This is a genomic window from Oceanicaulis sp. UBA6590, from assembly GCF_002433705.1.
Classification (GTDB): Bacteria; Pseudomonadota; Alphaproteobacteria; order Caulobacterales; family Maricaulaceae; genus Oceanicaulis.
Map to the genome: position 1 here is coordinate 9,414 of NZ_DJIQ01000025.1, position 7,967 is coordinate 17,380.

12 protein-coding genes are annotated in these 7,967 nt (G+C 64.7%); 8 read left to right on the forward strand and 4 right to left on the reverse strand.

Features of this window, described 5'->3' with window-relative positions; translation table 11 throughout:
• Positions 1 to 573, reverse strand: a 573-nt coding sequence (locus B2Z70_RS05280) for a lytic murein transglycosylase (protein ID WP_292981837.1), incomplete at its 3' end; no start/stop codon positions are given.
• Between the two features lie 175 nt (positions 574 to 748).
• On the opposite strand from B2Z70_RS05280, the gene ykgO reads away from it, so the two are divergent.
• The 5 genes from ykgO (at position 749) to B2Z70_RS05305 (ending at position 3,213) form a co-directional block, all read left to right on the forward strand.
• Positions 749 to 874, forward strand: a complete 126-nt coding sequence (gene ykgO / locus B2Z70_RS05285; protein WP_009801967.1) for a type B 50S ribosomal protein L36 — start codon at positions 749 to 751, stop codon at positions 872 to 874.
• A gap of 6 nt (positions 875 to 880) precedes the next feature.
• The gene (locus tag B2Z70_RS05290; protein WP_292981840.1) at positions 881 to 1,486 is read left to right on the forward strand and encodes an HAD family hydrolase; all 606 of its coding nucleotides are present in this window, start codon (positions 881 to 883) and stop codon (positions 1,484 to 1,486) included.
• Positions 1,487 to 1,547: 61 nt separating this feature from the next.
• Positions 1,548 to 1,739 (forward strand): hypothetical protein, encoded by a 192-nt coding sequence (locus B2Z70_RS05295; RefSeq protein ID WP_009801969.1) that lies wholly within the window; start codon positions 1,548 to 1,550, stop codon positions 1,737 to 1,739.
• 37 nt (positions 1,740 to 1,776) lie between these two features.
• A complete protein-coding gene (locus B2Z70_RS05300; protein WP_292981843.1) occupies positions 1,777 to 2,352 on the forward strand; it encodes a tetratricopeptide repeat protein in 576 nt (191 codons plus the stop codon).
• Between the two features lie 21 nt (positions 2,353 to 2,373).
• The gene (locus B2Z70_RS05305) at positions 2,374 to 3,213 is read left to right on the forward strand and encodes an alpha/beta fold hydrolase (protein ID WP_292981845.1); all 840 of its coding nucleotides are present in this window, start codon (positions 2,374 to 2,376) and stop codon (positions 3,211 to 3,213) included.
• Positions 3,214 to 3,236: 23 nt separating this feature from the next.
• On the opposite strand, the gene B2Z70_RS05310 is transcribed toward B2Z70_RS05305, so the two are convergent.
• Both B2Z70_RS05310 and B2Z70_RS05315 read right to left on the reverse strand, forming a co-directional pair.
• Positions 3,237 to 3,797 (reverse strand): hypothetical protein, encoded by a 561-nt coding sequence (locus B2Z70_RS05310; protein WP_292981847.1) that lies wholly within the window; start codon positions 3,795 to 3,797, stop codon positions 3,237 to 3,239.
• Entirely contained in the window at positions 3,797 to 5,632 is a 1,836-nt protein-coding gene (locus tag B2Z70_RS05315; protein WP_292981849.1) for an aminopeptidase P family protein, read from the reverse strand. The genes B2Z70_RS05310 and B2Z70_RS05315 overlap by 1 nt, the downstream gene beginning before the upstream one ends.
• A 175-nt stretch (positions 5,633 to 5,807) precedes the next feature.
• Here B2Z70_RS05315 and B2Z70_RS05320 point away from each other — a divergent pair, with 175 nt between their 5' ends.
• Positions 5,808 to 5,966 carry a hypothetical protein gene (locus B2Z70_RS05320; RefSeq protein WP_156776186.1) on the forward strand — a complete coding sequence of 53 codons (159 nt, stop codon included), beginning with the start codon at positions 5,808 to 5,810 and terminating at the stop codon, positions 5,964 to 5,966.
• 69 nt (positions 5,967 to 6,035) lie between these two features.
• On the opposite strand, the gene B2Z70_RS05325 is transcribed toward B2Z70_RS05320, so the two are convergent.
• On the reverse strand, positions 6,036 to 6,911 hold the full coding sequence (locus tag B2Z70_RS05325) for a 50S ribosomal protein L11 methyltransferase (protein ID WP_009801975.1): 876 nt from the start codon (positions 6,909 to 6,911) through the stop codon (positions 6,036 to 6,038).
• A 170-nt stretch (positions 6,912 to 7,081) separates the two neighbouring features.
• Here B2Z70_RS05325 and B2Z70_RS05330 point away from each other — a divergent pair, with 170 nt between their 5' ends.
• Both B2Z70_RS05330 and B2Z70_RS05335 read left to right on the forward strand, forming a co-directional pair.
• Complete coding sequence (locus B2Z70_RS05330; RefSeq protein WP_009801976.1) at positions 7,082 to 7,366, forward strand: DUF2312 domain-containing protein; 285 nt, start codon at positions 7,082 to 7,084, stop codon at positions 7,364 to 7,366.
• A gap of 8 nt (positions 7,367 to 7,374) precedes the next feature.
• Positions 7,375 to 7,967, forward strand: a 593-nt coding sequence (locus tag B2Z70_RS05335; RefSeq protein ID WP_292981854.1) for a hypothetical protein, incomplete at its 3' end; no start/stop codon positions are given.

A 7,967-nucleotide genomic window follows, 5' to 3' on the forward strand; every position in this document is an offset into this window, starting at 1 on the left:
GGTCGGTATGAACTGGGTCTGGCCCATGGCGCCCGCCCAGCTGCCCTTGAGCTGGTCCCGGTCGGCATAGCCGCGCTCGATCATGTCGGCGACCGCGAAGAGCTGGTTTTCGGCGAACTGACGGCGGCGACCTTCCCAGGCGAGAGTCGCCAGCGAGCGGACAATGTCGAAATCGCCCTGAATGACGCCATAGGCGCTCTCGAGCCCCCAGATCGCGGTCAGGATATCGGCGTCCACGCCGAACTGGGATTCGACCGTTTCCAGCGCCTCGCCATGAGTCGCCTGGGCGGACAGGCCGTTCTGGGTGCGCGCGTCAGAGGCGGCGCCCTCAAGATACTGCCAGACCGGACGTACGAATTCAGGCTGGGAGCGGTCGCGATCGATGATGCGGGAATCAGGCTCCAGCCCGTCCATCATCAGAGCAATGGTCGCAGGCTCGGCGCCATGTTCGGCGAGGCGGTCCCGGAAGCCGCTGGCCCAGTCCTCGAAGCTGGTCTCCTGCGCGCCCGCGGCGGCTGAAACCAGCACAGCCACGGCCAGAGCCGCGCTTTTGAACAGTGTGCGTACCATCATGATGTTCCTGAACTCGCCTTTGCGCCCCTCTCCGTAGCAGATGATAACGCTGCTCGCACACACTTGCGAGGCGCCAGAAGCGTTGACTCTGCGCTGAGGGTTGAGTAAATCGCGCCCTCTTGAATTTTCCGGGGGCCGTAATGTCCTCCACCCGCATTTAGCTAGGGCGACGACCATGAAAGTGCGCAGCTCCCTGAAGTCCTTGAAGAACCGCCACCGCGACTGTCAGGTCGTGCGCCGCCGCGGCAAGGTCTACGTGATCAACAAAACCGACCCGCGCTTCAAAGCCCGCGCCGGCTAGACAGCCGTGTCGCGCGCGGTTCTCTGGGACCTGGGTCATACCCTGGTCGACTGGGACCCGCGCCGGGTCTACAGATCCCTGTTATCTGACGACGCCGCCGTGGAGCAATTCCTCGGCGGTGTTTGTACTATGGCATGGCACACCGAGCATGACCGCGGCGTGCCCATGGCCGAGAACCGCAAGCCCCTGATTGACGCCCATCCCGACAAGGCCGACCTCATCACGGCCTGGGACACGCGCTGGCCGGACATGTTCGATGGCTGGATCACGGGCATGGAAGCGGTGGTTGACCGCCTGAGCGCCCTGGGCGTGGCGCAATACGCCCTGACCAATCTTCCGGCCGAGAAATGGTCTCATATCGAGCAGACCTATCCCAAGATCGCCGCGTTCGATGCGGTGGTGGTCTCCGGCGCGGAAAAAATGGTCAAACCCGATCCCCGCCTCTATCAGCTGACCATCGAGCGGATCGGCCACGCGCCCGAGGACGTGCTGTTCATCGATGACCGCGAGGACAATATCCGCGCCGGGATCGAAGCAGGCTTCAAGGGGCATGTCTTCCGCGGCGCAGAAGGCGCGGTTCAGGCCCTTCGCGATCATGGGATCGCGCTCTAAGCGCAAGGGTTGCACATCTTCCCCACACAGGCGATGATACTGGCCCGTGGGAGTCTGCTTCATGTTCAACCTGAAGAAACATGCGCTTTATTTTGCAGCGTTCATCACCGCCTTCATGGTGTTGAGCGTGGCGTTACCGGCCCTGAACCTGAACTGGCCGCCAGTCTTGCAAGTTTTCCTCAAGGGGTTTCTGTCGGGTCTGATCGCCATGCCGCTGCATCCCCGATTCAGGCAGCGCCAGACTACAGACTGAGCTTGCCCGGATCAGCGTCTGGCTTATCCTTCCTTCCATGATGGTGCTCTGCCTCCTGGCCGCCTTTCAGGCGACGCCGCTCGATCTGAGTCCGACTCTGGATGTGGCGGAGCCGCGCGAACATCGCTCCGTCTCCGAGCATCTCGATGACCGCCTGCAAACCCTGGCCAGTCTCACCGATGAGGAGCGCGCCGCCGCCGTTGCGGACGAGGTTCGCTCCTTGTGGCGGCAGCAGGCCGGGGCAACCGCTGACCTTTTGCTTCAGCGGGGCGCCGAGGCGCGCGAGCGCGGCGACATCGACACTGCCTGGCGCAGCTATGACCATCTGCGCGCGCTGGAACCCGATTATGCCGAAGGCTGGGTGGTCTCCGCAGAGCTGGCCGTGCAGGCGTCTGACTGGGAGTTCGCACTGGAAGCGCTCAACCAGGCCGTGACCCTCGATGAGCGCCGGTTTGACGCCTGGGCGCTTCTGGGCCGGGCGCTGGAACAGGCGCAGGCGCGTGAGGCGGCGATGGAGGCCTATCGCGAAGCAGTATTGCTCTACCCCCTGCATCCGGCGGCCGGGCCCGCCCTCGCCCGGCTCGAACGTGAGCTCGCGGGACGCGCGCTCTAGGCGCGGAGTGGGGGCTGACGCATGACAGGCGATTTCATCGAACTGGGCGGCGTCAGACTTCATCATCTCATGACAGGCCCCGAGGCCGCGCCAACGCTTCTGGTCCTGCACGGCGCTTCCACCTCGCTGTATGAACCCTATATGGCGCTCTCGAACGCGCTGGAAGCCTATCGGGTGATCTGGCTTGACCGCCCTGGTCTGGGGTGGAGCGAACGCCCCTCAGGCCCCTGGTCGCCCCAACGGGAAGCCGAGCTGATCGCGCATTTCCTGACCGCGCTTGGCGTGCCTCGCGTGGTCGTTCTGGGGCATTCCTGGGGGGCGGCGATCGCGCTCCGGCTTCTGATGGATCGCCCCGATCATGTCAGCGGCGGCGTGCTGATCAGTCCCGCCGCCCGCGCCTGGGTGGGCGAGGCGGCGAGCTATAACAAGATGACAGGCTGGCCCGTCATCGGCCCGCTGATCAGCCATGTGATCGCGCCCCTGATCGGCCCGCGGGAACTGCACAAGGGCGTGGCAAGCGCCTTTCATCCCGAGCCGGTCCCGACGGGCTATATCGAAACGGCGCGACTGGACCGCTTGTTCAAGCCGTCTGTATGGAAGGCCAATGCGCAGGACATGGCGCAGGTCAACGCGCATCTGGCCAATCAGGAAACGCGTTATGGCGAGATCACCCAGCCCGTGATGATTCTGGCGGGGCCGAAGGACACGGTGGTCCGCACCAGTCGGCACGCCGAACCTGTGGCGAAAACGCTGCCCCATGGCGAGATGCGGCTCTTTCCCAAGGCGGGACATAATCTGCACCACGCCTATTCCCATGAAGTCACGAAGGCTGTCGCGGACGTGCTGGCGCGCAGACGCTGAACCTCCGTCCCGGAGCGGGAAACTTACTCCGCCACCCGACGGTACACCCCGTCCACGCGCAGCTGGCCATTCGCGGCTTCATAGACGCCACGCATGATCGCTTCGAGCTGATCGAGGTCCTGGATCGGGCAATAGCCCTCGGCGTCCCGGCTCACACCCGCTGTCTCGAGCACCGCATCGGCGACATCCGAGCAGGACGGCTGATGATAGCTGACGACTCGGCCCTCCTCATAAACGAAGGCGAGCCCGTAGCCGACCCCATCCTCTCGGGGGGACTGAACGATGTAGACATCGTCAAACAGTTCATGAAAGCGGGCGCCCTGGTGAGGAAAGTTCGGCGCATCAGAGACATAGCGTCTCTGTTCGAGCGTGATTTCGCCGGTCCAGGTGGGGCGGTCCCATTCACGGCCGTCCGGATGCGTCGGAGTATGGGCGTAGACGCCTTCAGACACAGGCCGATCCGCGCCCCAATATCCCACCAGCTCTTCTTCACTGGCGAAACAGGCGGTCAGCCCCAATGCAAAAGCGAGCCCGGCGCACACGCGCAGGCTCGCTTTCACAACTGCCAGAGCGACAGCGTTCATCAGGGCGTGGCGCCCAGGAAGGGTTCGCAGGCTTTCACCAGCCAGTTCGCCGCCTCGCCATCGAGCAGCGGCAGCACCTTCTTGCGCACATCGGCGTGATAGGCGTCGAGCCAGACGAGCTCGTCCTTGTCGAGCAGGGACACGTCCACCAGCGCGCGATGCATCGGCGCCATGGTCAGGGTCTCAAACCCGTGCATGGAGCGATTGCCGCCCGGCACCGGTTCCGCCGGCGTGACCACCTGCAGGTTCTCGATGCGGATGCCGTAATCGCCGACCTGGTAATAGCCCGGTTCGTTGGAGACGATCATGCCGGTTTCAAGCGCGATGGCGTTCGGCGCCTTGGAGATGCGCTGTGGGCCTTCATGGACGCCCAGATAGCTGCCCACGCCATGTCCGGTCCCATGGTCGTAATCGAGCCCGGCCATCCACAAGGGCTGACGCGCCAGCGCATCCAGCGCATGGCCCGACGTGCCCTCGGGGAAGCGGATGCGCGACAGGGCGATATGGCCCTTCAGGACAAGCGTGAAGTGACGACGCATCTGCGCGGTCGGCTCGCCAATGGGCACGGTCCGGGTGATGTCCGTCGTGCCGTCCGGATACTGGCCACCCGAATCCACCAGAAACAGCGAGCCCTGCTTCAGCTTGCGATTGGAGTCCGTATTGACCCGATAGTGCGGGAAGGCGCCGTTCGGGCCCGCCGCTGAGATCGTCTCGAAGGAGATGTCCTTGAGCTGGGGCGACATGTGCCGGAACTCTTCGAGCTTCATCGCCGCACGGATCTCGTCCATCTCGCCAGACTGGGCCTCGGTGTCGAGCCAGTGCAGGAAGCGCACGATGGCCGCACCGTCGCGGATATGCGCCTGACGGCTGCCTTCCACTTCGACCGGATTCTTGCACGCCTTGGGCAGGGCGACCGGGTCGGGCTTGCGCTGGACCTTCGCGTCCGCGCCTTCAAGCTGCTGGACGACCCAGACCGACGCGGTAGCGGGATCCACGCGGACTGTCTTGCCGGACAGGGCCTTCAGGCCATCTGCGAACTCGGTCTCCGGGCGGATCGCGACTTCATTGCCCAGATGGCTGCGGGTGGCGTCCGTCAGCTTGGCCTCGTTGATGAACAAGGTCGCCTGACCGGACGGCTCGATAATGGCCGAGGACAGCGGCAGAGGCGTGCAGGCCACATCGCCGCCGCGAATATTGAACAGCCAGGCGATGGAGGCCGGATCGGTGATCACTGCGGCGTCCGCGCCGTCTTCCTTCACATCCGCGCCAATTCGCTTGCGTTTGTCGCCATGGGCCTCGCCCGCCACATCCAGCGGCTGGGGATGCACGGCCGCCATCGGGGCGGCGGGGCGATCGTCCCAGGCGGCGTCGATGGGATTGGTCTCCACCGCGACGAGCTTGGCGCCGGTCTTGTCGGCGGCTTCCTGCAGCCTGGTCAGCGCATCGGGTGAATGCAGGCGCGGATCATAGCCGATGGTCTGGCCGGGCTTGGCCGTCTTGCGGATCCAGCCCGCCATGCCGGTCTTCACCAGGTCTTCGTAGTCAAACAGGCTGTTATCGACCTGGGATTTGACCTGCTCGGTATAGCGACCGTCCACAAAGACCGCCGCCGTGTCACCAAGCACCGCCGCAGCGCCGGCGGACCCGGTGAAACCGGTGGCCCAGGCCAGACGTTCGGCGTTCGCGGGCAAGTACTCGTTATTGTACTCGTCCTCGTGCGGGATCAGGAAACCGTCCAGACCGGCCTGAGCCAGGCTGGCGCGGAGCTTGGGAAGGTTCTCGCGCCCGTATTGGGGCCCGCCCTTCACATGAAATTGCTGGATCTGATGGGTCATGCGCACAAGCTAGGCCCGCGCCCGGACCTTATCAATCTCATCTCTGCGACAGTGCGCAGCGAGAAGGGCCGCCTTGCAGAAACGCAAGGCGGACCTGCGCAATTGGATATGGCTAATCAAATCTTACAAGCCCATATCCGGGCTCACGAAATTCATGCCTATCGGGAGCTCCGCCATGTTCCACCATGACGCTCATCTTCGCCTGAACGCCTGCGACGGCCTGCGCTCCGTGCGCCGCGCCGAGGCGGCCGGCGTGCGCGCTCGTCCGCGCAATACCGACGCCAACTCGCTGTTCGAGAAAATCGGCCTGGCCGATCGCGTCCGCAAACTCTAAGCCGATCTCTCTCCGGCTTATTTAAAAGCGCGCCAGGCCTCACAGCTGGCGCGCTTTTTCTTTATGCGGCTAGGCCTTGCTGGCGTACACCAGCGTCGCCCAGCCATCGAGAATGGCCTTGTCAATCAGCGACAGGCCCTCGGCGTCATAGGCCGCCTCGACCTTGTCGGACTGCTCCTCGAGAAGCCCGGACAGGATGATCCGGCCGCCCGCCTCGAGACGGGCCGCGATCTCCGGCGCCAGGGTGATCAGCGGACCCGCCAGAATGTTGGCGAAGATCAGCTCGAACTTGGCGCCCTCGAACACCGGGTGATGGAAGCCGTCCGCCGTCACCGCCTCGATCCGGGGCTTCACGCCGTTCTTGGCCGTATTCTCCACCGTCTCGATGACGGATTCTTCATCGATATCCGTGGCGAGGATCTCGCAATCAGACCAGATTTTCGCCGCCGCGATGGCCAGCAGCCCGGTCCCGGTCCCCAGATCCAGGACGGTTTTCGGGTGAAAGCCGGACTGGTCGAGCTTGTCGAGCGCCTCGAGGCAGCCCTTGGTGGTGCCGTGATGGCCCGTGCCGAACGCCGGGCCCGCCTCGATCCACAAGCCGATCTGGCCCTCGGTCAGATCCGACGAGGTATGCTCGCCATAGACAAGGAACCGACCCGCCTCGACGCTCGGCAGGCCTTCCAGAGACAGGGCGATCCAGTCTTCCTCGGGCAGCGGGCCGAAATTGATCTCGACGGCGTCGTGCTCGAGACCGGCCTCGCTGGCAAACGCCTCGGCGTCCGGTTGGTGATCAAACAGGATGTCGATGCGGCCCGCCTCGGGAGAACCATCCTCGAACATGGACCAGCTGACAGGCAGGGGTTCCAGCGCTGCGTCCAGCCGATCGTTGGCTGCGCGAATGAGCGGCATCGGGCCGCGCGCTTCAAGGCGCCAGAGCGTGGTCATGGTGTTCTCCTGTATAGTGCTGGAAGGGCTCTAAAGACTCTTCAGACGGAAGGAAAGCATGCAGCGCGTCTGCATCAGATCGGCTTTGCGCGTCACGACCGGCTTGCCCCGCCCCGCCCCCCTCGCCTATCGAAGAGGGCAAGATCGTAAATCCTCGCCAGGAGACCCTCATGGCCGACTTTGCCGCCTCGACCCCCGAGAAAGACGAATCCGACGCCATCGGCGCCGCCGCCCGTGATCAGTTGCGCGCGCTGGTGGCCCGCATCGAGCGCCTGGAAGAAGACAAGGCCGGCGTCGCCGCCGACATCAAGGAAGTCTACGCCGAAGCCAAATCCATGGGCTATGACACCAAGGTGCTGCGCAAGGTGATCTCCCTGCGCAAACAGGACGCCCATGAGCGCCAGGAAATGGAAGCGCTGCTGGAGCTCTATCTGGGCGCGGTCGGCGAACACTAGGACCGATCATGGCGCGTGAGGTTGATGACAAGTCGACCCGCAAGGCCCTGGCCCGCATTCGCCGGGCCAAGGCCGCCGTCGAGCGCGCCATCGCCAAGGCCGAGGAGGATGATCCCGACGCCGCCGAAGCCGCCCGGATCGAGCTGACCGACTGGGAGGACGAGTTCATGAGCTCCATCGAGGAGCGCCTGAACACGTTCGGCTCGGCCTATGCCGATCCCTCGCTGGGCGCCGAGGGCGAGGCGCTCTCCACGCTCCAGCTCGCCAAGCTCAAGGAGATCGAGAAGAAGGCCAGGGGCAAAGCGCCCAAGGGCTTCTCCCGCGGCGGCGGGTCAAGCTTCAAGACCAAGGGCTCGGGCTTCAAGCGCAAGGGCCCCGAGCGCCGCGCCCGCGAGCGCGACATCAACGAGGACGTCATCGCCCCCATCGAGGACACGGCGCCTGATCCCGTGTCCGAACTGCGCAAGTCCGGCCTCGTGCGCAAGGGTTTCACGCCTGAGGTAATCGAGACGCCAGTGGAGCCTGATGATGCGCCTTCACCGGACGAGGCGCCGTCAGAACCGCCGGTCCCGCCGCAGCGCGGCTTCCGGGTGATCGAGGG

Coding starts and splice junctions, on each gene's coding strand:
- ykgO (WP_009801967.1), top strand. CDS start 749: ATGAAAGTGCGCAGCTCCCTGAAGTCCTTGAAGAACCGCCACCGCGAC.
- B2Z70_RS05295 (WP_009801969.1), top strand. CDS start 1,548: ATGTTCAACCTGAAGAAACATGCGCTTTATTTTGCAGCGTTCATCACC.
- B2Z70_RS05300 (WP_292981843.1), top strand. CDS start 1,777: ATGATGGTGCTCTGCCTCCTGGCCGCCTTTCAGGCGACGCCGCTCGAT.
- B2Z70_RS05305 (WP_292981845.1), top strand. CDS start 2,374: ATGACAGGCGATTTCATCGAACTGGGCGGCGTCAGACTTCATCATCTC.
- B2Z70_RS05310 (WP_292981847.1), bottom strand. CDS start 3,797: ATGAACGCTGTCGCTCTGGCAGTTGTGAAAGCGAGCCTGCGCGTGTGC.
- B2Z70_RS05315 (WP_292981849.1), bottom strand. CDS start 5,632: ATGACCCATCAGATCCAGCAATTTCATGTGAAGGGCGGGCCCCAATAC.
- B2Z70_RS05320 (WP_156776186.1), top strand. CDS start 5,808: ATGTTCCACCATGACGCTCATCTTCGCCTGAACGCCTGCGACGGCCTG.
- B2Z70_RS05325 (WP_009801975.1), bottom strand. CDS start 6,911: ATGACCACGCTCTGGCGCCTTGAAGCGCGCGGCCCGATGCCGCTCATT.
- B2Z70_RS05330 (WP_009801976.1), top strand. CDS start 7,082: ATGGCCGACTTTGCCGCCTCGACCCCCGAGAAAGACGAATCCGACGCC.